Origin of the sequence: Micromonospora sp. NPDC051141 (assembly GCF_044455765.1) — a bacterium.
Classification (GTDB): Bacteria; Actinomycetota; Actinomycetes; order Mycobacteriales; family Micromonosporaceae; genus Micromonospora.
In genome coordinates, this window is record NZ_JBITFD010000002.1 from 517,092 (window position 1) to 538,876 (window position 21,785).

At 71.4% G+C, this 21,785-nt stretch carries 19 protein-coding genes and 2 pseudogenes; 13 read left to right on the forward strand and 8 right to left on the reverse strand.

Annotated elements, in window-relative coordinates:
- Position 1: 1 nt before the first annotated feature.
- From ACIA6B_RS04720 to pdxT, 4 genes are all read left to right on the forward strand, one after another.
- Entirely contained in the window at positions 2 to 1,162 is a 1,161-nt protein-coding gene (locus ACIA6B_RS04720) for a glycosyltransferase family 4 protein (RefSeq protein ID WP_396770981.1), read from the forward strand.
- 82 nt (positions 1,163 to 1,244) lie between these two features.
- On the forward strand, positions 1,245 to 1,748 hold the full coding sequence (locus ACIA6B_RS04725) for a hypothetical protein (RefSeq protein WP_396770983.1): 504 nt from the start codon (positions 1,245 to 1,247) through the stop codon (positions 1,746 to 1,748).
- Between the two features lie 133 nt (positions 1,749 to 1,881).
- Positions 1,882 to 2,793, forward strand: coding sequence for a pyridoxal 5'-phosphate synthase lyase subunit PdxS (pdxS, locus tag ACIA6B_RS04730; protein ID WP_396770985.1), 912 nt, complete (start codon positions 1,882 to 1,884; stop codon positions 2,791 to 2,793).
- 78 nt (positions 2,794 to 2,871) lie between these two features.
- On the forward strand, positions 2,872 to 3,477 hold the full coding sequence (gene pdxT / locus ACIA6B_RS04735; protein WP_396770987.1) for a pyridoxal 5'-phosphate synthase glutaminase subunit PdxT: 606 nt from the start codon (positions 2,872 to 2,874) through the stop codon (positions 3,475 to 3,477).
- Positions 3,478 to 3,497: 20 nt separating this feature from the next.
- Here pdxT and ACIA6B_RS04740 read toward each other — a convergent pair whose 3' ends face one another.
- Genes ACIA6B_RS04740 through ACIA6B_RS04750 form a run of 3 tightly spaced genes read right to left on the reverse strand, consistent with a single transcriptional unit; the run spans position 3,498 to position 6,353 of the window.
- A complete protein-coding gene (locus ACIA6B_RS04740; protein WP_396770989.1) occupies positions 3,498 to 4,880 on the reverse strand; it encodes a type IV secretory system conjugative DNA transfer family protein in 1,383 nt (460 codons plus the stop codon).
- A gap of 10 nt (positions 4,881 to 4,890) precedes the next feature.
- Positions 4,891 to 5,430, reverse strand: coding sequence for a hypothetical protein (locus ACIA6B_RS04745; protein ID WP_396770991.1), 540 nt, complete (start codon positions 5,428 to 5,430; stop codon positions 4,891 to 4,893).
- Entirely contained in the window at positions 5,427 to 6,353 is a 927-nt protein-coding gene (locus ACIA6B_RS04750) for a hypothetical protein (RefSeq protein ID WP_396770993.1), read from the reverse strand. Before ACIA6B_RS04750 ends, ACIA6B_RS04745 begins: the two co-directional genes overlap by 4 nt.
- A gap of 477 nt (positions 6,354 to 6,830) precedes the next feature.
- Here ACIA6B_RS04750 and ACIA6B_RS04755 point away from each other — a divergent pair, with 477 nt between their 5' ends.
- The 4 genes and pseudogenes from ACIA6B_RS04755 (at position 6,831) to ACIA6B_RS04770 (ending at position 9,010) form a co-directional block, all read left to right on the forward strand.
- Positions 6,831 to 7,580, forward strand: coding sequence for a YebC/PmpR family DNA-binding transcriptional regulator (locus ACIA6B_RS04755; protein WP_396770995.1), 750 nt, complete (start codon positions 6,831 to 6,833; stop codon positions 7,578 to 7,580).
- A gap of 220 nt (positions 7,581 to 7,800) precedes the next feature.
- Positions 7,801 to 8,196: pseudogene (locus ACIA6B_RS04760) on the forward strand (Scr1 family TA system antitoxin-like transcriptional regulator); the annotation flags it as partial.
- A complete protein-coding gene (locus ACIA6B_RS04765; RefSeq protein WP_396771222.1) occupies positions 8,192 to 8,383 on the forward strand; it encodes a DUF397 domain-containing protein in 192 nt (63 codons plus the stop codon). The pseudogene ACIA6B_RS04760 and the gene ACIA6B_RS04765, both read left to right, overlap by 5 nt.
- 66 nt (positions 8,384 to 8,449) lie before the next feature.
- Complete coding sequence (locus ACIA6B_RS04770; RefSeq protein WP_396770997.1) at positions 8,450 to 9,010, forward strand: GNAT family N-acetyltransferase; 561 nt, start codon at positions 8,450 to 8,452, stop codon at positions 9,008 to 9,010.
- 54 nt (positions 9,011 to 9,064) lie between these two features.
- Here ACIA6B_RS04770 and ACIA6B_RS04775 read toward each other — a convergent pair whose 3' ends face one another.
- Complete coding sequence (locus ACIA6B_RS04775) at positions 9,065 to 9,652, reverse strand: hypothetical protein (protein ID WP_396770999.1); 588 nt, start codon at positions 9,650 to 9,652, stop codon at positions 9,065 to 9,067.
- Between the two features lie 153 nt (positions 9,653 to 9,805).
- Between ACIA6B_RS04775 and ACIA6B_RS04780 the strand changes: the two genes are divergently transcribed.
- Positions 9,806 to 11,182, forward strand: a complete 1,377-nt coding sequence (locus ACIA6B_RS04780; protein WP_396771001.1) for a protein kinase — start codon at positions 9,806 to 9,808, stop codon at positions 11,180 to 11,182.
- Between the two features lie 8 nt (positions 11,183 to 11,190).
- Here the strand turns inward: ACIA6B_RS04780 and ACIA6B_RS04785 are convergent, their stop codons facing one another.
- The 4 genes from ACIA6B_RS04785 to ACIA6B_RS04800 all read right to left on the reverse strand — a co-directional run bounded on the left by ACIA6B_RS04785 (position 11,191) and on the right by ACIA6B_RS04800 (position 13,701).
- Positions 11,191 to 11,751 (reverse strand): hypothetical protein, encoded by a 561-nt coding sequence (locus ACIA6B_RS04785; RefSeq protein WP_396771003.1) that lies wholly within the window; start codon positions 11,749 to 11,751, stop codon positions 11,191 to 11,193.
- Positions 11,744 to 12,283 (reverse strand): RNA polymerase sigma factor, encoded by a 540-nt coding sequence (locus tag ACIA6B_RS04790; protein ID WP_396771005.1) that lies wholly within the window; start codon positions 12,281 to 12,283, stop codon positions 11,744 to 11,746. The genes ACIA6B_RS04785 and ACIA6B_RS04790 overlap by 8 nt, the downstream gene beginning before the upstream one ends.
- Before the next feature lie 135 nt (positions 12,284 to 12,418).
- Positions 12,419 to 13,363 carry a permease prefix domain 1-containing protein gene (locus ACIA6B_RS04795; protein ID WP_396771007.1) on the reverse strand — a complete coding sequence of 315 codons (945 nt, stop codon included), beginning with the start codon at positions 13,361 to 13,363 and terminating at the stop codon, positions 12,419 to 12,421.
- Entirely contained in the window at positions 13,360 to 13,701 is a 342-nt protein-coding gene (locus ACIA6B_RS04800) for a PadR family transcriptional regulator (protein WP_107161211.1), read from the reverse strand. The genes ACIA6B_RS04795 and ACIA6B_RS04800 overlap by 4 nt, the downstream gene beginning before the upstream one ends.
- A gap of 182 nt (positions 13,702 to 13,883) precedes the next feature.
- Between ACIA6B_RS04800 and dnaE the strand changes: the two genes are divergently transcribed.
- The 4 genes and pseudogenes from dnaE (at position 13,884) to ACIA6B_RS04820 (ending at position 21,222) form a co-directional block, all read left to right on the forward strand.
- Positions 13,884 to 17,417, forward strand: coding sequence for a DNA polymerase III subunit alpha (dnaE, locus tag ACIA6B_RS04805; protein ID WP_396771009.1), 3,534 nt, complete (start codon positions 13,884 to 13,886; stop codon positions 17,415 to 17,417).
- 38 nt (positions 17,418 to 17,455) lie between these two features.
- Positions 17,456 to 18,361, forward strand: coding sequence for a hypothetical protein (locus ACIA6B_RS04810; protein ID WP_396771011.1), 906 nt, complete (start codon positions 17,456 to 17,458; stop codon positions 18,359 to 18,361).
- A gap of 21 nt (positions 18,362 to 18,382) precedes the next feature.
- Positions 18,383 to 19,771: a cation:dicarboxylate symporter family transporter gene (locus tag ACIA6B_RS04815; protein ID WP_396771013.1), complete on the forward strand. Its 1,389-nt coding sequence runs from the start codon at positions 18,383 to 18,385 to the stop codon at positions 19,769 to 19,771.
- Between the two features lie 259 nt (positions 19,772 to 20,030).
- Positions 20,031 to 21,222, forward strand: a pseudogene (locus tag ACIA6B_RS04820) (IS110 family transposase).
- Positions 21,223 to 21,785 lie beyond the last annotated feature (563 nt).

Sequence of the window (21,785 nt, forward strand, 5' to 3'; positions counted from 1 at the left end):
CATGCGGATCGGCATCGTCTGCCCGTACTCCTTCGACGTTCCGGGCGGCGTGCAGAACCACGTCATGGACCTGGCCGAGGCGCTGCTCGGGCTGGGCCACGAGGTGAGCGTGCTGGCCCCGGCCGACGAGGACGCGACGCTGCCGCCGTACGTGGTGTCGGCGGGGCGGGCGGTGCCGCTGCCGTACAACGGGTCGGTGGCGCGGATCGCGTTCGGCCCGGTCTCCACCGCCCGGGTGCGCCGCTGGATCAACCGGGGCGACTTCGACGTGTTGCACGTGCACGAGCCGCTCACGCCGAGCCTGTCGATGCTGGCGGTGCTCTGCGCCCGGGGCCCGGTGGTGGCCACGTTCCACACCGCGATGACCCGGTCCCGGGTGCTCTCCGCGGCGCAGGGCGTGCTCCAGATCCTGCTGGAACGGATCACCGCCCGGATCGCGGTCAGCGCGCTCGCCCGCAAGGTGCAGGTCGAGCACATGGACGGCGGCGCGGTGGAGATCCCGAACGGCGTGGCGGTGGCGAAGTTCGCCGGCGTCGAGCCGCTGCCCGGCTGGCCGGGGGAGTGCGCGCCGGGCGCCGGCGGCACGCTCGGCTTCCTGGGCCGGTTCACCGAGCCGCGCAAGGGTTTCCCGATCCTGCGGGACGCGTTCGTGGCGCTCGCCCCGGACCGTCCGGAGCTGCGCCTGCTGGTGGCCGGGCCGGGTGACGCCGACGAGCTGTACGGCCGGTTCCCGGCCGAGCTGCGTGACCGGGTCACGTTCCTCGGTCTGGTCTCCGAGGCGGACAAGGCACGCATGTTGCGCAGCGTGCACCTCTACGTCGCACCGAACACCGGCGGGGAGTCCTTCGGGATGATCCTCACCGAGGCGCTCGCCGCCGGGACCACGGTGGTCGCCAGCGACCTGGACGCGTTCCGCCGGGTGCTGGACGGTGGGCGGGCCGGGCGGCTCTTCCCGACCGGGGACGCGGCCGGCCTGCGGGCCGCGCTGACCGAGCTGCTCGACGACGCCGGTGGACGCGCCGCGCTGACCGCCCGGGGCGACCAGGTGGTGGCGAATTTCGACTGGCCCGTGGTTGCCCGCCGCGTTCTGGAGGTATACGCAGCGGCGATCGAGGCCACCGACGGCCGGGTCATGGACCAGGAGTGGGCGGGGCTGGGCTGACCAGGGTGGCCGGTGGGGCCGCTGTGACGAGCGCGTCGACCGGTGCCCACGCCGGCCGGCCGGGATGAGGGGCAGCACTACGATGCCGGGCATGTGGTGGGTGGTGGGCACGGCACTGGTGCTCGGGCTGGTCTCGGCGTACCTGATCTGGACCGCCGGCCGGGTGCAGCGGCTCCAGGTCCGCGCGGAGTCGGCGGCCCGCGCGCTGGACGCGCACCTGCTGCGCCGCGCGGCCGCCGCCGCGGTCCTGGCCGAGCAGCGGTACGGCGTGGAGCTGTACGCCGCCGCCCGGATCGCGCTGGACGCGCTCCCGGAGGAGCGTGAGGCCGCCGAGAACGACCTGACCCGGCAGTTGCGCGCGGTGCGGCTGGACCCGGACGACGCGGCCTGCGGCGCGGTGATCGCGGCGAGCCGGCGGCTGGCGCTGGCCCGGCAGGTGCACACCGATCTGGTCCGGGACGCCCGCTCGGCGCGGGGCCGCCCGGTGGTGCGCCTGTTCCGGATGGGTCGGGGGCGCGAGTGGCCCCGCTACTTCGACATCGACGACCCGACGCTGGTTCCGCGCGCCGACGTCACCACCGGCTGAGGCGGTGCCGGGCGAGCCCGTGACGGCGGCCACAGGGCAGGCCACCAGGGGTGCGATTGGCTGTCGGAGCGGCGTCGTGGCGGTCGTAGCATTTCCGCGCAGCCACCCCGACCGCCTGCCGAGGAGCGATGACGTGTCCGAACCCACCGCACCGACCACCGACCCCACCGTCGGCACCGCCCGCGTGAAGCGGGGCATGGCCGAGATGCTCAAGGGCGGCGTGATCATGGACGTGGTCACCCCCGAGCAGGCGAAGATCGCCGAGGACGCCGGCGCGGTGGCCGTGATGGCGCTGGAGCGGGTGCCGGCGGACATCCGCGCCCAGGGCGGCGTGTCCCGGATGAGCGACCCGGACATGATCGACGGCATCATCTCCGCCGTCTCGATCCCGGTGATGGCCAAGGCCCGGATCGGCCACTTCGTCGAGGCGCAGGTCCTCCAGGCGCTCGGCGTGGACTACGTGGACGAGTCCGAGGTGCTGACCCCGGCCGACTACGCCAACCACATCGACAAGTGGGCGTTCACGGTGCCGTTCGTGTGCGGTGCGACCAACCTGGGTGAGGCGCTGCGCCGGATCACCGAGGGCGCCGCCATGATCCGCTCGAAGGGCGAGGCGGGCACCGGGGACGTCTCCAACGCCACCACCCACATGCGGAAGATCCGGCAGGAGATCCGCCGGCTCCAGAACCTGCCGGCCGACGAGCTGTTCGTCGCGGCGAAGGAGCTTCAGGCCCCGTACGAGCTGGTCAAGGAGGTCGCCGAGCGCGGCAAGCTGCCGGTCGTGCTGTTCACCGCCGGTGGCATCGCCACTCCGGCGGACGCGGCCATGATGATGCAGCTCGGCGCCGAGGGCGTCTTCGTCGGCTCGGGCATCTTCAAGTCCGGCAACCCGGCCCAGCGGGCCGCCGCCATCGTCAAGGCGACCACGTTCCACGACGACCCGGACGTGCTGGCGAAGGTGTCCCGGGGCCTGGGCGAGGCGATGGTCGGCATCAACGTCGACGAGATCCCGCAGCCGCACCGCCTGGCCGAGCGCGGCTGGTGAGCTTGTCAGGAGAGGCCCCCTCTCAACGTTTCCGGTAGGGAAGGGGCCCTCTCTAACGCCTGTGAGAGGAGCGACCGGGTGCGCGTACCCGTGATCGGGGTGCTGGCCCTGCAGGGCGACGTGCGTGAGCATGTCACGGCGCTGGCCGGCGCGGGCGCCGAGGCCCGGCCGGTCCGCCGGCCGGGCGAGCTGGACGCGGTGGACGGCCTGGTGGTGCCCGGCGGCGAGTCCACCACGATCAGCAAGCTGGTGGACATCTTCGAGATGCGCGAGCCGATCGACAAGCGGATCGCCGGCGGCATGCCGGTCTACGGCTCCTGCGCCGGCATGATCATGCTGGCCGCCGAGGTGCTGGACGGCCGCCCCGACCAGCGTGGCTTCGCCGGTATCGAGATGACCGTGCGGCGCAACGCGTTCGGCCGCCAGGTCGACTCGTTCGAGGCCCCGGTGACGATCACCGGGGTCGACGGCGAGCCGTTCCACGCCGTGTTCATCCGCGCGCCCTGGGTGGAGCGGGTCGGCGCGGGCGTGGAGGTGCTCGGCCGGGTCACCGACGGCCCGGCCGCCGACCGGATCGTCGCGGTCCGGCAGGGAAACCTGCTGGCCACCTCGTTCCATCCCGAGCTGACCGGCGACCTGCGCCTGCACCGCCTCTTCGTGGACCTGGTCCGGGCGGCCTCCTGACGCGTCCACCCGACGTCGAGTCAGTGGTGTCGCGGATTGGGCGCGGCCCACTCCCGGAGCACCGGGTCGGTGAGGTGGTTGAAGCGTTGTATCCGGGTCGGCTGTTCGCTCTTGAACGCGACCACCTGCTCTCCGGGGGACAACTGCAACAGCTCGCCTACGTTGACGCCGAGCCGTCGGGACAGCTCGGCGGCGGCGCCGAAGTTCGCCGGGCTGAACACCTGGAGTACGCCGGAATTGTTGATCATCGTTTCGCCGACGCCCCGGTAGATGCTGGTGAGCTGCGCCAGGTCCTGCCAGAACGTCCAGGTGCGCAGCCCGTAGCCGCGCAACAGGGTGATCGCGTCCTGGAGCAGGGAGAACCGGCCCAGTTGCGCCGCCTCGTCGATGAGGAACAGCAGGCGTGACTGGTTGATCGTCCGGCTGTTCATGACGTAGTAGAGCAGGCAGCCGATCCAGGCTCGCAGCAGGCGCTGGTGGGTGCGGAGCTTGTGCGGCGGTACGACCACGTAGATCGAGATCCGGCGGTCCGGGTCAACCAGGTGGGCCAGCGGAAAGCTCGTGCGGTCGGTGGCCTCCACCGTCCGCCGGGAGCTGAACGGCGCGAGCTGCTGGGCCGCCGTGACCACGATGCTGGGGAAGGTCTTCTGTTGATCGACGCCGAGCAGCATCTGGAACTCCTGCCGGGTGCCGGCCGGCATCCGGCCGTCCCGGTCGTTGTCCAGCGCCTCGGCCAGATACATCACCAGGTCGCTCTGGAACAGCCGGCTGCGCAGCTTCTGGAGGGTCAGTGAGGAGGAGCCCGTCGGTTCGGCCCCCGCCTCCGCGGTGATCAGGTGGGTGGTCAGGCCCGCGATCAGGAGCTGGGCCATCTCGTCCCAGAACGGCTCGACAGTCGACTTCTCGCCCCCCATCAGCAGGTCGGACAGGAGCCGCCCGAAGTCCTCCGGCTCCTCGGCGTCCTCGTTGTCCCGACCCAGTTCGGCGAACACGTCGAAGGGGTTCAGGGCGCCGCGGTCGGCTCGGCTGCCGTTGCTGGCCCCGAACGGGTCGAGCAGCACGATCTCGTGACCCAGCGCGTCACGCCGGTGGGCGTGGGTGACGTCGTAGTTCTCCCCCTTCGGATCGAGCACCACCACCGAGCCCTCGTAGCTGAGCAGGTTCGGGATGATCACGTCGCGGCCCTTGCCGGCGCCGGTGGGCGCGATGGTCATGAGATGGCTGTCGTCGTCCGAGGCGACCACCGGGCCCAGCGCGTCGTCCGCGATGATGTGTTCCTCGCGCAGGCCGAGCCGGATCCGCGCGTCGGTGACGCTCGCTCGACGCGGCGCGAACTGGCTCCTCGACTTCGGCTCCGGATCGAGGTGGCGGGCCAGGAAGCGTCCGATGATCAGCTTGGACACCGGGATCCCCTCACGCTCGACGACGGGTGATGTGGGCGGGCGTGAAGCCGGTCATCGTGCCGCTGCCGGACCCGGCTGCGATGCGGAGGTTGAGGGGCTTGTCGTGTTCGTTGCCGAGCACGTCGAAGTAGCGGATCCGGAGCACCAGCGAGCCCAGCTCGGGGATGTGCGGCGGGTCGCTGAACCGCAGCCGCTGTTCGATGTCCGTCATGGGTTGCACCGCGTCCGCCTTCGGCTCGCCCAACGACACGAACTCCAGCGCCGACTGGTCCAGGGTGATCTGCTCGATCCGCAGGCCGAGCAGCGGGCCGGCGCCGACATTGCGCAGCCGGACGGAGAGCACCACCAGCTCCTGCCCGCGCCAGGTGAGCCGGGAGTCCTGAATCATGGCGACCGGCACCACCGACGCCTCCAGCTGTTCGCCGGCGATCCGCGCCTCCCGGGCCGTGGCTCGGTTGTTCTGCCAGGACAGGATCAGGGCGATGACACTCAGGGTGAGCGTGACGGCCAACCCGACGACCTGGAGCGTGTTGAGCGATTCCTGACTCATGGCATCGTGCCGACGGCGCAGGAGAAGTTCCACTCCCGGAAGAAGTCCGCCATGAAACCCTTCACCACCCGGTCGCGGAAGAAGTCGCGGTACGGCACCTCGTAGTTCTCCAGCAGGAAATCCGGACGGGGCGCGATGCGGGCACCCGGCTCCGCATTGTCCGAGCCGATCGTCTCGGCGATGGAGTGGAAGTCCAGCCAGATGCCCCGGTAACCCTGATTGGCCGGCGCCTGGATGTCGTAGACCTCCCGCAGGTGCACGCCGGGGGCGGCCTCCCGGAAATTGGAGATCTTGATGTCGAGCCGACCGGTGCGCAGCGAGCTGGCCGCGTCCTGACCGGTCGGCACCGGCCGGAACCGGCCGTCCTCGTCGGGCCGACGGGACAGCAGCGGCCCGATCAGTTCGTGACTGCTGACCGGTTTCTGCCGGTGCACCGGAATGAAGTCGTAGACGATCATCGAGAAGCGGTAGGCGGCGCGCAGCGGTTGCAGATCGAAGTCCGAGTGCAGCACCTCGGACAGGTCGATCGCGATTCGGGAGACGAGCCCCCGGAGGTACGGCATCAGGAGCCGGTACCAGTTGTGGAACAACCGCAGCGACGAGCCCGAACGGCTCAGGGTGATCCGCAGGTCCCGCCGGATGTCGATGCGGAAACCGAACGAGGGCTCCTTGTAGACCACGCCGACGTCCCCGTCGCTCCAGTCCAGCCGCAGCGTGTCCACCTCGTGCAGCTCGCTGGCCTCAAGCACCTCCGCCACCGCCCGGTAGAGTCGCGCGCCCAGTTCGCGCCGCAACGCGTCCAGCCCCTGGAGGTCCCGCGCCGCGGGCAGTTCGACGATGAGGGAGAAACCATTCAGGGCGTCCACACCGTGCGGCCCCAGCATGTCGATTCCGGCGGAGAATTCGTCGAACGTCTCGAGCACGCTTCCTCCGCTCATCGCTTTCGGAGATTTGCAGGCTAGCCGGAATGCCAATCAGTTCCGTAGGACCGGACAAGGCAGGAGAGGCTGGCCCGTCGTTGGGCCCGGATGGCTGTTCGGGTGAGCGTGTGCCGTAGTCCGACCCGAAGACGCAGGTCGACGCGAATACGCGAGCCGAGCACGATCCGGCGCGGGGCGGGACGCGGGCGGGAGCGGCGGCCCGGGACGTACCCGAATGATTGTCGGATCTCCGTCACCCGCCCGGCGCGGCGGCCACTCCGGCCCGGTTGCCGCGTCCGGCCGGGCGGGTGTGCGACGCCCGGGGTGCGACCTCGGTAGGATTGCCGACGGTTCGGCAGGGCCGTCACCGCCCCAGCCCGTCACGCGGAGCCGTCGGGTGCTGCGGCTCGCGGCGCCCGGGCGGTGGGGTGCCGGCGCGAGCAGTCGACGCAGGCGTGGGTCAACAGACGGAGGTATCAGATGTCCGGCCACTCAAAGTGGGCGACCACCAAGCACAAGAAGGCCGTGATCGACGCCAAGCGCGGCAAGATGTTCGCGAAGCTGATCAAGAACGTCGAGGTCGCGGCCCGCACCGGCGGCGGCGACCCGGCCGGTAACCCGACGCTCTTCGACGCCATCCAGAAGGCCAAGAAGAACTCCGTCCCGAACGACAACATCGACCGCGCGGTCAAGCGGGGCTCCGGCCTGGAGGCCGGCGGCGCCGACTGGCAGACGATCATGTACGAGGGGTACGGCCCGAACGGCGTGGCGATGCTGATCGAGTGCCTGACCGACAACCGCAACCGCGCCGCCACCGAGGTCCGCACCGCGCTGACCCGCAACGGCGGCTCGCTGGCCGACGCCGGCTCGGTGTCGTACATGTTCTCCCGCAAGGGCGTGGTGATCGTGCCGAAGACCGGCACCTCCGAGGACGACGTGATGATGGCGGTCCTCGACGCCGGCGCCGAGGAGGTCAACGACCTCGACGAGGCGTTCGAGGTGATCTCCGAGCCGGGTGACGTGATCGCGGTCCGGACCGCGTTGCAGGACGCCGGCATCGAGTACGAGTCGGCCGAGTCCTCCCTGATCCCCAGCGTGAACGTGCCGCTGGACGAGGACGGCGCCCGCAAGATCTTCAAGCTGATCGACGTGCTGGAGGACTGCGACGACGTGCAGAACGTCTACGCCAACTTCGACGTCTCCGACGAGGTCATGGCCGCGGTCGGCTGACCCTTCTTGATCGACACCAGCTCGGCGTAGTGGCGGTATCCCCAGACCCGGGATACCGCCACTACGCCGTACCGGTGCGTCACCGCTTCGGTTGATCGCTGGTGGACGACGGGCGGCGTAGGCCCGCCGGCCGGACGAATACGGTCCGGCGGGCGACTGCGTCGCCGGCGGCGTCCAACTCGTAACCCTCCAGCCAGGCCCACCCGTCGTAGGTGGTCCAGTCCAGCGCAAGCGACCGGCAGCGCCCGTGCTGGACGCGATCGTCGAGGAGGCGCTCCTTCACAAGAACGTGCCGGGAATGCGGGCGCAGATCGACAAACTCGTGCAGGCCAGCGACGCGCCGAACGTGTCCGTCCGCGTGCTCCCGCTCGGCGGCGCGATCACTCATATAGTGGTTTCCGGCGGTTTTGTCATCCTCGATTTTCCGTCGAAGGGCGCGAGGTCGGCCGAGCCGACGACGGTCTACAACGAAGGTCTCTCGGGTGCGCTCTACCTCGACCGGATCGACGAGGTGAGGACGTACGCGGAAGTCTGGAAGGCGCTTGCCGCTCAGGCGTTGAGCGTGGCGGAATCCCGGAAGCTGATGCAGGAGATCAAGGAGAGACACCGTGATTGATCTGACGGAAGCGACCTGGCGTACGTCGACGAAGTCCGGGACGAACGGCGGGAACTGCGTCGAGGTTGCCGACAACCTCCCCGGGGTGGTCGCCGTTCGGGACAGCAAGGATCGGCAGGGTCCGGTCCTGGCCTTCGCGCCGCGCTCCTGGCAGGCGTTCGTATCCCACGCGAAGTCGGTCGCCTGACCCGCTGGCGTCACGCCCGCCGAAACCGGGCTGACCGGGGCGTCGGCAGCCCCGTAGCCTGCCGGGGTGCTCGTACCCGATCTGCCGTTGCGGACCGCGCGCCTGGTGTTGCGTGCCTTCACCGCCGACGACCTCGCCGTGGTCCGGGACTACCGGGGCCGCCCGGAGGTCACCCGTTTCCTCTACCACCAGCCTTACGACGACGCCGCCGCCCGGGCGGCCATCGACCGGCTGGTCCGGCGCACCGCGTTGCGCGCGCCGGGCGACGTGCTCAACCTGGCCGTCACGCTGGCGGACACCGGCGTGTTCGTCGGCGACGTGCTGCTGACCTGGACCAGTGCGGAGCACCGGCAGGGCGAGATCGGGTACGTGGCCCACCCCGACCATACCGGCCACGGCTACGTGACGGAGGCCGCCCGGGAGTTGTTGCGGCTGGGCTTCGAGGGCTTGGGTCTGCACCGGATCGTCGGCCGGCTGGACGCCCGCAACACCGCCTCGGCCCGGGTGCTGGAACGGCTGGGCATGCGTCGCGAGGCGCACCTGCGGGAGAACGAGTTCGTCAAGGGCGAGTGGACCGACGAGGCGGTCTACGCGCTGCTGGCGCGGGAGTGGCGGGCGGCGGCCTGAGCGTCGCGCCGGGCGGGGTGGGCCGCCCGGCGCGATGCCGTCCCACGGCGGTGATCAGCAGGGGGACCCTCGGCGGAAGCCCGCCTCGACGAAGGACGCCGGTCCGGCCTCGTAGTAGCCGACCCCGGGCCGGATCGGGTGGCCGGTGAACAGCTCCACCCGGGAACCGAACCGGACCAGGTACGCCTCCTCGTCCCCGGCGTCGTTGCGGATCAGGCTGCCGCGCGTGCCGTAGATGCCCTCCAGTTCGGCGAAGGACATTCCCACCGACGCGCCGGCCGGGGAACGCGGTGGGACGGTGGCGGTGCCCACCGACATCAGCCGCCCGTCCCGGAAGCCCAGCATGATCTTGCCGGCCCACGCTCCGGTCACCCCGGTGTACGTCACCCCGGGGCAGCCGGGGGCCGTCCAGTCGATCAGACCGGCGGCGACGAGCCGGTCCAGCCGGGCCCCGATCCGGTACGGGCCCGCGCCGTGAACGCTGAGCACCTCCACTTCGGAGGTCGGGTGCGCCGTCGACGCGGTGCCGACGACCGGCCGGGGCGTCGACGCCGCGGCCACGGCCGGTGCGGCGGCCTGCATCGGAGCCAGCGAGACGAGGGCCAGCAACCCGGCGAGGACGGTGGACGGGAGACGGTTCATGGCACTCTCCTTCGGTCGGAGCTTCCTGCCCTGTTGGTCTCCGGCCGACCGGGTTCGGTTCGCCGGCGGCGGTGGTCGATCGCGATCGCCGGTCGAGGTGCCGGCTACGGTCGGTAGGGCGGTCGACGGGGTGGCGACCCCGGAGGTGATGCGATGGCCACACCGATGCGGATCGGGGCGTACCGGGTGGAGCGGCTGCTCGGGACGGGGTCCTTCGCCACGGTCTGGCTCGCGTACGACCCGGCGCTCGACGGCCGGGTGGCGATCAAGGTGCTGGCCGAGAACTGGAGCCACGACCTGCGGGTGCGGGAGCGGTTCCTCGACGAGGCCCGGCTGCTGCGGCGGCTGGACCACGACCGGGTGGTCCGGGTGCACACCGTCGGCGAGCTGCCCGACGGCCGCCCGTACGCGGTGCTGGCCTGGGCGGACGGCGGCAGCCTCCGGGACCGCCTGGCACGCGGCCCGCTGCCGGTGGCCGAGGCGGTGACGCTGCTCGGCGAGATCGCGGCGGGGGTGGCGGTGCTGCACCGGCATCGGGTGGTGCACCGCGACCTGACCCCGAGCAACGTCCTCTTCCACTCGGGGCCGGGCCGTGAGCGGGTGCTCATCGCCGACCTGGGCCTGGCCAAGGCGCTCGCCTCCGCCTCCGGACTGACCGCCCGCGCGGGGACGCCCGGCTACATGGCGCCGGAGCAGGACGACCCGCTCGCGGTCGTCGACACCCGCGCCGACGTGTACGGGCTGGGCCGCCTCGGGCTGCGGCTGCTCGGCGAGGCGCCGGCGACGGTCGGTCCGGCCGACGACCGGCGGGCAGTCCGGGTACGGCTGCGCGCCGGGGTGCCGCCGGCGGTGGGCCCGGTGCTGCGCACCGCCACCGCCGTGCGACCGGCCGACCGGTATCCGGACGCGACCGCGTTCCGGGTGGCGCTCCGGGATGCCGCCGCCGGCCGGCTCGCCCGTCCCGTCGGCCACGTCCCGCCGCCGCGCCGCCGCCTCGCCGCCTCGGCGGCGACCGTCGTGGTGATGCTCGCCGCCGGGGGAGCGGTCGCCGGTGACACCGCTCGCCCCGGCCCGGGCGGTGCGGTGGGCCGCAGCGGGCCGTTGACCGTGGTCCTGCCGACCGGATGGCGGGCCGAGGGCACCGGCTGGGCCGGTCAGTACGGTGCCGACGGTGAGCTGGAACCGGCGTTGGTGCTGTCCCCGGATCCCCGGCGCTGGGCGGCGGACCCGGGTCTGCCGGGCGCCTTCGTCGGTCTCTCCGCCGGCACGGCCCGCCGTACCGGTCCGGCGGGCTTCCTCGCCGAGCGTCCGCACGCCGACTGCGTCGCGGCCCCGCTGCGCAGGACCGGGCAGGGTGGCACCGAGTGGCTGGTCGTCAGCTTCGCCTGCCCCACCGGACGGCCGGTGATCGTCGAGGCCGCCGGGCTCGCCGCGGGCTCGACCGGCCTGCTCTACGTGCAGCTCACCCCGCCGGCGGACGGCGGCCCGGCGTTCGTCGACGCGCTGCTCGCCGGGGTGCGGGTCCGGTAGGCCAGCGGTCAGACCACCACCACGGTGATCGGGTACGTCCGATCGTGCTGGGGGATGGTGACCACGACGGTGCCGGCGCGGACGAACCTGATGTCCACCACGCCGGCCTCGTAGCTGCGCGAGACCAGGTCCTCCCGGTCGACGGTGACCTGACCCGGTCCGATGCCCTGGATGCGCAACACCCCGCCGGCGGCGAAGCAGAGCGACCGCACCAGCGCCAGCTCGGTTTCGGCGAGGTCCAGGTCGTGGCGGACCGCGCCGAAACACGCGGTGGTCGCCGTGGTGCCCGTGGGCGGGGTGGGCCGGGCCGCCGGGGTGCGGGCCGGCGTACGCGCACTGCGACGCGCGTCCGGCGCGTCGGTCCTCGGCGGTGTCGGAACGGGCGCGGTGACGGTGGGCGGCGCGGCGGCGACGCCGGGTGGCGTGGGGGCGACGGTGCTGGCCACCGGCGGCCGGACCGGCAGCGGTGCGACCGGGTGGTCGGCGGAGCAGGCCGGGGCGCCGGCGAGCAGCACCAGCGCGCCGAGGACGGCGCCGTGCCGTCGGACCGCGCCGGCCGGCTCAACCATCGGACATCCGCTGCCGGAGCTGCCGGCGGGCCCCGTGGACCCGGGACTTGACCGTCCCTTCCGGCACGTCGAGCAGGTCGGCGATCTCGCGGTAGCCCAGTCCCAGCACGTCCCGCAGGGTCACCGCCTCGGCCAGGTCCGGCGGGATCGCGTCGAGGGCGTCGAGCAGGTCGAGCCGGGTGCCGGCGACCACGCTGGTCCGGCGGGGGTCGGGCGGATCGGGCAGGGGCACGCCGCCGGCCTCCACCTGCCACCGTCGCCGCAGCGAGCGGTAGGTGGAACGGGCCCGGTTGGCGGTGATCCGGTAGAGCCAGGTGCGGAAGGACGACCGCTCCTCGAACCGGGTGATGCCGTGGGCGAGCGCGAGCAGGGCGTCCTGGCAGGCCTCCTCGGCGTCCTGCCGGTGGGGCAGCAGGCGGGCGCACTGCCGGAGCACCTCGGGTCGCACGGCGACCAGTAATGCGTCGAGTGCTCTCCGGTCGCCGCGGGCCGCCGACCGGGCCAGTTCGTCGGTGCCGTCCGGGAGGGGCATCAGCTCGTCCAGTGCTCGCCGGTGGGCCGGGCTCCCAGGCTATGCCCGTGGTCGCCGGGCCGTCCCGGACGAGTCGGGCAGCCGACGGTGCCGGCCCCGGCCCGACGCATGGTGTGCGTCGGGCCGGGGCCGGTCTCAGCGGGCGGCGCGCCGGGCCTTCACCATGCTGTCGACCACGTCCCAGACCGCGATGACCACGGTGACCACGACGGCGACGCGGGCCACGTCGTCCGCCCCGCCGTCGCGCAGCCAGGTGAACCGTTCGATCAGCTCCGGGTTGAGCAGCCGGTCGGTGAGCAGCAGCCAGACCACCGGACCCGCGAACGCCAGGTTGAGCAACGCGTTGACCGCCACCAGCGGCCAGGTCCAGCGGCCGGCCCGGTACTTCGCGACCTCCAGGCCGACGGTGGCCAGCAGCACCACGATCAGGGCGGGGAGCCAGAAGCTCCACAGTGCCGGGTCGAGCACCGGCAGCCGGGAGCCGTCGTCGGTGGCCCACCGCTGGAAGTGCTGCCCGATCAGGACCGCGACGGTGCCGAGCAGGAAGACGACCGAGGCCACGCTGTCCGGCTGGCTGATCTGCCGGTCACGGGTGTCCTCCGGGAGCTGGTCGACGCTCCACTCGGGCAGGCCGAGCGGCGCCCGGGTGCGCTCCAGGACGGCGAAGCTCAGCGTCACCCAGAACGCGACCTGCACCGCGGTCTGGAGCGCGACCGAGATCGCCGCGCCGATGGCCCGGCCGGGCTCGTCGCCGACGGTGGCCGTGACGAGACCGGTGATCACGCCGACCGCCGCCGGGATCCAGGTGAGCAGGGTCCGCAGCACCCGCCACCAGAGCAGGTAGTAGCGCGGGCCGATGAGCTGGAGCGTGCGGTCGCTGTAGCGGGCGGCGAGCTGCTCGGGGCGGCCCATCTCGGTGAGCACCTCGCGCTCGGCGGCGGCGTGGTCCTGCCCGCCGGCGGTCCGGTCGTCGATCATGTCGGCGATGGAGGCGCGCAGCTCCTCGGCGAGTTCGGCGCGGCGCGGCGCGGGCACGGTCCGCAGCGTGGCCGCCAGGTAACGGTCGGTCAGGGAACTCATCGCCCTACTCCTTCGATCAACTGGGTGACGGACGTCCGCACCGCGGTCAGGTCGTCGAGCAGGCGGCCCAGCACCGTCTCGCCGTCGTCGCTGGTGCGGTAGAACTTGCGCGGCCGGCTCTCCTCGGTGTTCCACTCGCTGGTGAGCAGGCCCTGTTCCTCGAGTCGACGCAGCAGTGGGTAGAGCGTGTTGGCGTCGACCGCGAAGCCGTGCGCCGCCAACCGTTGCAGCAGGGCGTAGCCGTAGTCGGGACGGCGCAGGGCGACCAGGCTGGCCACCACGACCGTGCCGCGTCGCAGCTCCTGGAGATGGGTCCGGAGGACCTCGTCGCTGACCATGCGTCACACGATACTGTGTGGCACACACTATGGCAACCGCGCACAGCATCGTGCGTCGCACATAACCGCCGGAGAGACGGCCACCACGACCGGCGCGGCCGGTGGAGCCGCCGAGATCACCTCGGTAGGGTGGGTCGGTCGACTCCGACGCAGCTTGATCCACAACCCGGGGGGCGCCACGCATGGGCGATTCGTTCGCGCATCTGCACGTACACACCGAGTACTCGATGCTCGACGGTGCGGCCCGCCTCAAGGACCTGTTCGCCGAGGCGGCCCGGCTCGGCATGCCGGCCGTGGCGATCACCGACCACGGCAACATGCACGGCGCGAACGACTTCTACAAGCAGGCCATGGCCGCCGGGGTCAAGCCCATCCTCGGCGTCGAGGCGTACGTGGCGCCGGAGTCGCGCTTCCACAAGGCGCGGGTTAAGTGGGGGCGTCCCGAGCAGAAGAGCGACGACGTCTCCGGCAACGGCGCCATCACCCACATGACCATGTGGGCGGCGAACCGCACCGGCCTGCACAACATGTTCCGGCTCAACTCCCGCGCCTCGATGGAGGGCCACTACGTCAAGTGGCCCCGGATGGACATGGAGTTGATCGCCGAGCACGCCGAGGGCATCATGGCCACCACCGGCTGTCCCTCCGGCGCGGTGCAGACCCGGCTGCGGCTCGGCCAGTTCGACGAGGCGCTCAAGGTCGCCGCCGCGTACCAGGACATCTTCGGCAAGGAGAACTACTTCCTGGAGATCATGGACCACGGCCTCGACATCGAGCGCCGGGTCCGCGACGGGCTCACCGAGATCGCCCACAAGCTCGACATCCCGCCGGTGGTCACCAACGACTCGCACTACACCCACGAGGCGCAGGCCGAGGCGCACGACGTGCTGCTCTGCGTGCAGACCGGCAGCAACGTCGCCGACCCCAACCGGTTCCGCTTCGAGGGCGGCGGCTACTTCGTCAAGTCCGCCGACCAGATGCGCGCGGTCGACTCGTCCGAGCTGTGGCAGCAGGGCTGCCGCAACACGCTGCTGGTGGCCGAGAAGGTCGACCCGACCGGCATGTTCACGTTCCACAACCTGATGCCGCGGTTCCCGATCCCGGACGGCGAGACCGAGGAGTCCTGGTTCCGCAAGGAGACGTTCGCCGGGCTCAAGCGCCGCTTCCCGAACGGCATCCCGGAGGGCCACGTCGTCCAGGCCGAGTACGAGCTGGGCGTCATCATCCAGATGGGCTTCCCGTCCTACTTCCTCGTGGTCGCCGACTTCATCCAGTGGGCGAAGAGCCAGGGCATCGCGGTCGGCCCCGGCCGTGGTTCGGCGGCCGGCTCGCTCGTCGCGTACGCGCTGGGCATCACCGACCTGGACCCGATCCCGCACGGCCTGATCTTCGAGCGGTTCCTCAACCCCGAGCGCGTCTCGATGCCGGATGTCGACATCGACTTCGACGAGCGTCGGCGCGGCGAGGTGATCAAATACGTGACCGACAAGTGGGGCGAGGACAAGGTCGCGCAGATCGCCACGTTCGGCACGATCAAGGCGAAGGCCGCGATCAAGGACTCGGCCCGGGTCCTCGGCTTCCCGTACGCGGTCGGTGACCGGATCACCAAGGCCATGCCACCGGCGGTGATGGGCAAGGACATCCCGCTCTCCGGCATCTTCGACCCGAAGCACCCGCGCTACGCGGAGGCGGGCGAGATCCGCGGCCTCTACGAGACCGACCCGGACGTCAAGAAGGTCATCGAGACCGCGAAGGGCATCGAGGGCCTGATCCGGCAGACCGGTGTGCACGCGGCCGGCGTCATCATGTCCGCCGAGCCGATCATCGAGCACATCCCGCTGATGCGGCGCGACGCCGACGGCGTCATCATCACGCAGTTCGACTACCCGACCTGCGAGTCGCTCGGGCTGCTGAAGATGGACTTCCTCGGCCTGCGCAACCTGACCATCATCGACGACGCGGTGAAGAACATCCAGCTCAACCACGGCAAGGAGCTGGACCTGCTCGGCCTGCCGCTGGACGACAAGGCCGCGTACGAACTGCTCGCCCGTGGTGACACCCTCGGCGTGTTCCAGCTCGACGGCGGGCCGATGCGCTCGCTGCTGCGGATGATGAAGCCGGACAACTTCGAGGACATCTCCGCCGTGCTGGCGCTCTACCGGCCCGGCCCGATGGGCGTGGACTCGCACACCAACTACGCGCTGCGCAAGAACGGCCTCCAGGAGATCACCCCGATCCACCCGGCGCTGGAGGAGCCGCTGCGCGAGATCCTCGCGCCCACCTACGGCCTGATCGTCTACCAGGAGCAGGTGCAGCGCGCCGCGCAGATCCTCGCCGGCTACACGCTCGGCCAGGCCGACCTGCTGCGCCGCGCGATGGGCAAGAAGAAGAAGGAGATCCTGGACAAGGAGTTCGTCCCGTTCCGGGACGGCTGCCGCGAACGCGGCTACCCCGACGACGCCATCCAGGCGGTGTGGGACGTCCTGGTGCCGTTCGCCGGCTACGCGTTCAACAAGGCCCACTCCGCCGCGTACGGCCTGGTGTCGTACTGGACCGCCTACCTGAAGGCGCACTACCCGGCGGAATATATGGCGGCGCTGCTCACCTCCGTCGGCGACGACAAGGACAAGATGGCGCTCTACCTGTCCGAGTGCCGCCGAATGCGGATCCAGGTCCTGCCGCCGGACGTGAACACCTCCGCCGGCCCGTTCACCCCGGTCGGCAAGGAGATCCGCTTCGGCCTCGGCGCGGTCCGCAACGTCGGCGCGAACGTGGTCGCCTCGATCATGCGCTGCCGCGAGGAGAAGGGCGAGTACGCCGACTTCTACGACTTCCTGTCCAAGGTCGACGCGGTGGCCTGCAACAAGAAGACCATCGAATCGCTGATCAAGGCCGGCGCGTTCGACTCGCTCGGTCACCCGCGCAAGGCCCTGCTCGCCGTGCACGCCGACGCCATCGACGCGTACGCCGACGTCAAGCGCAAGGAGGCGGTCGGCCAGTACGACCTGTTCGGCGCCGGGTTCGGCGACGCGGACGCCGGCGGCAGCACCACCGTCATGCCGGTCATCGCGGACAGCGAGTGGGACAAGCGCGACAAGCTGGCGTTCGAACGCGAGATGCTCGGCCTGTACGTCTCCGACCACCCGCTGTTCGGCCTGGAACACGTGCTCGGCGCGGCGGCCGACACCACCATCGCCGCGCTGTCCGAGGAGGGCACCGTGCCCGACGGCGCGGTGGTCACCCTCGCCGGCATCCTCTCCGGCGTGCAGCGCCGGGTCACCAAGCAGGGCCGGGCCTGGGCCTCGGCCACGCTCGAAGACCTCGCCGGCGGCGTCGAGACGCTGTTCTTCCCCAACACCTACGAGGTGATCGGGCAGTACATCGCCGAGGACGCGATCGTGGTGGTCAAGGGCCGGGTGGACCGTCGCGACGACACCCCCCGGATCATGGCGATGGACATGTCCATGCCGGACGTCACCAGCAACCCGGGGACCAAGCCGGTCACGCTGACCATCCCGGTGCACCGCTGCACGCCGCCGCTCGTCGAGCGGCTCAAGGAGACGCTGGTGCTGCACCCCGGCGACACCGAGGTGCACGTCAAGCTGCTCAACGGCGGCAAGGTCACCACGCTGCGTCTCGGGCCGTTCCGGGTCGCCGCGACCACCGCGTTGATGGGTGACCTGAAGAGCGTCCTGGGCCCGGCCAACGTGAGCTGACCGGGCGGTCCGGGCGGTGATCGGGCAGCATCGACGGGATGCCGCCCGATCATCTGCTGCACGTCCGTGACCTCGTGCCCGACGCGCTGGCCTGCCTGGACGAGTGCCGGTCGGCGCCGGCCGACCGCTGGCCGCGGCACTGGCGGTCCGACTACCTGGACCGGCACCCGGACGTGTTCCGGGTGCTCGACCGGGATGGTGAGTGGTCCGAACCGGCGTCGGTGACCGCCGCCGTGGCCGGGCTCCGCGACCGGGTCGCCGACCTGGCCGCGCGTGCCGAGGCGGTACGCGACCTGCTGCCGGCCGGCGTCGCGGACGCGGCCGGCGCGCTGGGCTGGTCGGGCCAGGGTGGACCGGTCGAGTGCGTGGTGCTGGTCGGGCTGCACCAGGCCAACGGCTGGGCCGACGACCTGGGCGGTCGCTACGCGCTCTTCCTCGCCGTGGAACTGCTCGGCCCGGGGGAGGACGTCGGGCTGCTGGTGCGGCACGAGGCCGCGCACGTGGTGCACGACCGGCGGGCCGGCATCCGCGACTGGCCCGAGTACGGGGTGGCGACCCATCTCTTCGCCGAAGGGCTGGCCACCCAGGTCACCGCCGAACTGGACCCGGGCCGGCCGCCGGAGGCGTACCTCTGGTTCGGTCGTCCCGGCCACCGGGCCTGGCTGGACGAGTGCCGCCGTCGCTGGCCGGAGATCCTGGGCCGGGTCCGGGCCGACCTGGACGCCACCGACCCGGACCACCACGCCGCCTACTTCCTCAAGCGGGACTCGCCGCTGCGCGGCGACCTGCCCGCGCGCTGCGGCTACCTGGTCGGCCTGGCGGCGGTGCGGCGACTGCGGGCGCGGCACGGCCTGCCCGAACTGGCCGCCTGGCCGCTGGAGCGGGTCCGGGCGGAGCTGGCGGCCACGCTCGCGGACCTGCCCGCCCCTCGTGCGGTTCGCTGAGACCTGCCTCACAGTATGGGCATGGACACCACCACCTCCGCCCCCGAGGACGTCCGGCCCGCCCGGCGGGACCGGACCCGGTACCTCTACCTGGCGGTCATCGCCGCCGTCGTCGCCGGCATCGTGGTCGGTCTGGTCGCACCGGACGTCGGCAAGGCGCTGAAACCGCTCGGCACCGGCTTCGTGAACCTGATCAAGATGATGATCAGTCCGGTCATCTTCTGCACCATCGTGCTCGGGGTCGGTTCGGTCCGGCAGGCGGCCAAGGTGGGCAAGGTCGGCGGTCTCGCGCTCGGCTACTTCCTGGTCATGTCCACCGTGGCGCTGGCCATCGGCCTGGTGGTCGGCAACGTCATCCACCCCGGCGCCGGCCTGGACCTGGGGCCGGACGTGGCCGACGCGGGCCGGTCCGCGGCCGGCGAGGAGGGCGGCGGCACCGTCGACTTCCTGCTCGGCATCATCCCGACCACGCTGGTCTCCGCGCTGACCGAGGGCGAGGTGCTCCAGACCCTGCTGGTGGCGCTGCTGGTCGGCTTCGCGGTGCAGGGCATGGGCCGCCGGGGCGAGCCGGTGCTGCGGGCGATCGGCGTGCTCCAGCGCCTGGTCTTCAAGGTGCTGGCGATGATCATGTGGCTGGCGCCGATCGGCGCGTTCGGCGCGATGGCGGCGGTGGTCGGCGCCACCGGCGTGGACGCGCTGAAGAGTCTGGCCCAGATCATGCTCGGCTTCTACGCCACCTGCCTGATCTTCGTGATCGTGGTGCTCGGCCTGCTGATGCGCCTGATCGCCCGGATCTCGATCTTCTCGCTGCTGCGCTACCTGGGCCGCGAGTTCCTGCTGATCCTGTCCACCTCGTCGTCGGAGTCGGCGCTGCCCCGGCTGATCGCGAAGATGGAGCACGTCGGCGTCAGCCGGCCGGTCGTCGGCATCACGGTCCCCACCGGCTACTCCTTCAACCTCGACGGCACCGCGATCTACCTGACCATGGCCGCGCTCTTCGTGGCCGACGCGCTGGGCAAGCCGCTCGCGGTCGGGGAGCAGATCTCGCTGCTGGTGTTCATGGTGATCGCGTCCAAGGGCGCGGCCGGCGTGACCGGCGCCGGGCTGGCCACGCTGGCCGGCGGCCTCCAGTCGCACCGGCCGGACCTGGTCGACGGCGTCGGCCTGATCGTCGGCATCGACCGGTTCATGTCCGAGGCACGGGCGCTGACCAACTTCGCCGGCAACGCGGTGGCGACCGTGCTGGTGGGCACCTGGACCGGGGAGTTCGACCGGGAGCAGGCCCGCGCCGTGCTCTCCGGCGACCGCCCGTTCGACGAGACCAGCATGCTCGACGACGACGAGCCCCCCGCCGACCCCGCCACCTCACCCCACCCCGACCGCCCCCTCGCCACCTCCACCACCCCCTGACCCCGCCCCACCTCCCCCCCGTTACCTTTTTGATCGTCCCCAGCCGGGGACTCTCGGTCGCTCGGCCCGGTATGACTTCCTGCCCCTGTCGTTTGGATGATCCGGGGGGTGTTGTCGCCGGGCCGGGTGGCGTCGGTGGACCGCTGATAGGGACACGGCCACCCGTGTTCGGGGTAGGTCTCTTCGTAACGTGGCTGCCGGCAGTCCGACGCCCTGATTGCGGCCGAGGCCACGATGCGGTGCGTGGAGGCGGGTCTTGGTGCACGACGGATACGGCGTCTTCCTGGGCTTGGACGTCGGTAAGGGTGATCATCACGCGGTCGGGTTGGCGCCGGACGGCAAGCGGCTGCACGACGCGGCGTTGCCGAATACCGAGGTCCGGCTGCGGCAACTGTTCGACAAACTCGCCCGTCACGGTCGAGTCTTGGTCGTGGTCGACCAGCCCGCCTCGATCGGCGCCTTGCCGGTCGCGGTGGCTCGGGCGTGCGGTCATCAGGTGGCCTACCTGCCCGGACTGGCGATGCGCCGGATCGCCGATCTGCACCCCGGCACGGCGAAGACCGACGCCCGCGACGCCTACGTCATCGCTGACGCGGCCCGCACTCTGCCGCACACACTGCGGCGGGTCGACACCGGCGACGAGACCCTGGCTGAGCTGGAAGTCCTGGTTGGCTTCGACGACGACCTCGCTGGCGAAGCCACCCGCGTGTCCAACCGCATCCGGGGCCTGCTGACGCAGATCCATCCCGCCCTGGCACGGGTTCTCGGCCCGAAGGTGCAGCACAGAGCCGTGCTGGAGCTGCTGTCACGCTGCGGCGGACCGGCTGGTCTGCGCAAGGCCGGCCGCCGCAAACTACTCTCGATCGCCGCCGTCCACGCACCCCGCATGGGGGACCGACTCGTCGAGCAGATCATGACCGCCCTCGACGAGCAGACCGTCACCGTCCCCGGCACCCAGGCTGCGGAAACGATCCTGCCCCGCCTCGCTGACAGCCTCCGCGAAACCCTTCGCCAACGCGACCAGGTCGCCACCCAAGTCGAGGGGATGCTTGATGCGCACCCTCTTGCCCCGGTCCTGACCTCGATGCCCGGCATCGGCGTCAGGACCGCCGCCCGGATCCTGCTCGAAGTCGGCGACGGCACCGCCTTCGCCACCCCCCGGCCACCTCGCCGCCTACGCCGGGCTTGCCCCCGTGACCCGACGATCCGGCAGCAGCATCCGCGGCGAACACCCACCAAGGGGCGGCAACAAGAACCTCAAACGAGCCCTTTTCCTCGCCGCGTTCGCCGCCCTCGCCGACCCCGTGAGCAGGGCCTACTACGACCGCAAGAGAGCTGAGGGCAAACGCCACAACGCCGCCCTCATCTGCCTCGCCCGACGCCGCTGCGACGTCCTGTTCGCCATGCTCCGCGACAAGATCCCCTACCAACCCCGCCCAACCGCCGCATGAAGAAGCCACGCCACACGTGACCAACCCGCTGGTGTGTCACCATGTCAGCCATGACGATCATCAGAAAGGGTCATGGCGCGTAGGTCACCAGCGAGAGTGCGCGCCGAAACATACCGCCGACTCGATCACGCCGTCTCTACCTTGCCCGGCCTAACAGCACGCGGCAGAGCCAGCATCGCCCAACTCGAACGCGCGCGTCTGTGGCCAGGAGCCGCACACGAGGCCCTGACCGCCTGGGAACGATTTCTCCGCGACCCAGCCCACCGACTCTTCGACCCCGCATACGGCTGCGGCGTCCTCGCGTGCTGCCCTGACCCGCTAGAACTCCGCCGCATCCTGCACGTCATCACCCATGCCCTGCCGCAGCATGACGCCAGCCAACTTCGCCGACGCCTCGCCCAGCTAGACGCACAGTGGTGAACCCCTTGACGAAACCCATAGGGACCCCCCCCGGATCTTGCACTTTGTGCCCCGGCGAAACCGACGAAGCACCCACCGAAGGGGCCGAAACCGCAAGATCGACGAGGGTGAGGGGGATGGGGGCGGGGTGGCCACGGGGGTGG

What these genes read in the sequence shown, in the direction of transcription:
- dnaE (WP_396771009.1), top strand. Translation starts at nt 13,884, where the DNA reads ATGGGCGATTCGTTCGCGCATCTGCACGTACACACCGAGTACTCGATG.
- ACIA6B_RS04755 (WP_396770995.1), top strand. Translation starts at nt 6,831, where the DNA reads ATGTCCGGCCACTCAAAGTGGGCGACCACCAAGCACAAGAAGGCCGTG.
- ACIA6B_RS04815 (WP_396771013.1), top strand. Translation starts at nt 18,383, where the DNA reads ATGGACACCACCACCTCCGCCCCCGAGGACGTCCGGCCCGCCCGGCGG.
- ACIA6B_RS04800 (WP_107161211.1), bottom strand. Translation starts at nt 13,701, where the DNA reads ATGGTCAGCGACGAGGTCCTCCGGACCCATCTCCAGGAGCTGCGACGC.
- ACIA6B_RS04775 (WP_396770999.1), bottom strand. Translation starts at nt 9,652, where the DNA reads ATGAACCGTCTCCCGTCCACCGTCCTCGCCGGGTTGCTGGCCCTCGTC.
- ACIA6B_RS04810 (WP_396771011.1), top strand. Translation starts at nt 17,456, where the DNA reads ATGCCGCCCGATCATCTGCTGCACGTCCGTGACCTCGTGCCCGACGCG.
- ACIA6B_RS04780 (WP_396771001.1), top strand. Translation starts at nt 9,806, where the DNA reads ATGGCCACACCGATGCGGATCGGGGCGTACCGGGTGGAGCGGCTGCTC.
- ACIA6B_RS04785 (WP_396771003.1), bottom strand. Translation starts at nt 11,751, where the DNA reads ATGGTTGAGCCGGCCGGCGCGGTCCGACGGCACGGCGCCGTCCTCGGC.
- ACIA6B_RS04725 (WP_396770983.1), top strand. Translation starts at nt 1,245, where the DNA reads ATGCCGGGCATGTGGTGGGTGGTGGGCACGGCACTGGTGCTCGGGCTG.
- ACIA6B_RS04790 (WP_396771005.1), bottom strand. Translation starts at nt 12,283, where the DNA reads ATGCCCCTCCCGGACGGCACCGACGAACTGGCCCGGTCGGCGGCCCGC.
- ACIA6B_RS04745 (WP_396770991.1), bottom strand. Translation starts at nt 5,430, where the DNA reads ATGAGTCAGGAATCGCTCAACACGCTCCAGGTCGTCGGGTTGGCCGTC.
- ACIA6B_RS04795 (WP_396771007.1), bottom strand. Translation starts at nt 13,363, where the DNA reads ATGAGTTCCCTGACCGACCGTTACCTGGCGGCCACGCTGCGGACCGTG.
- ACIA6B_RS04720 (WP_396770981.1), top strand. Translation starts at nt 2, where the DNA reads ATGCGGATCGGCATCGTCTGCCCGTACTCCTTCGACGTTCCGGGCGGC.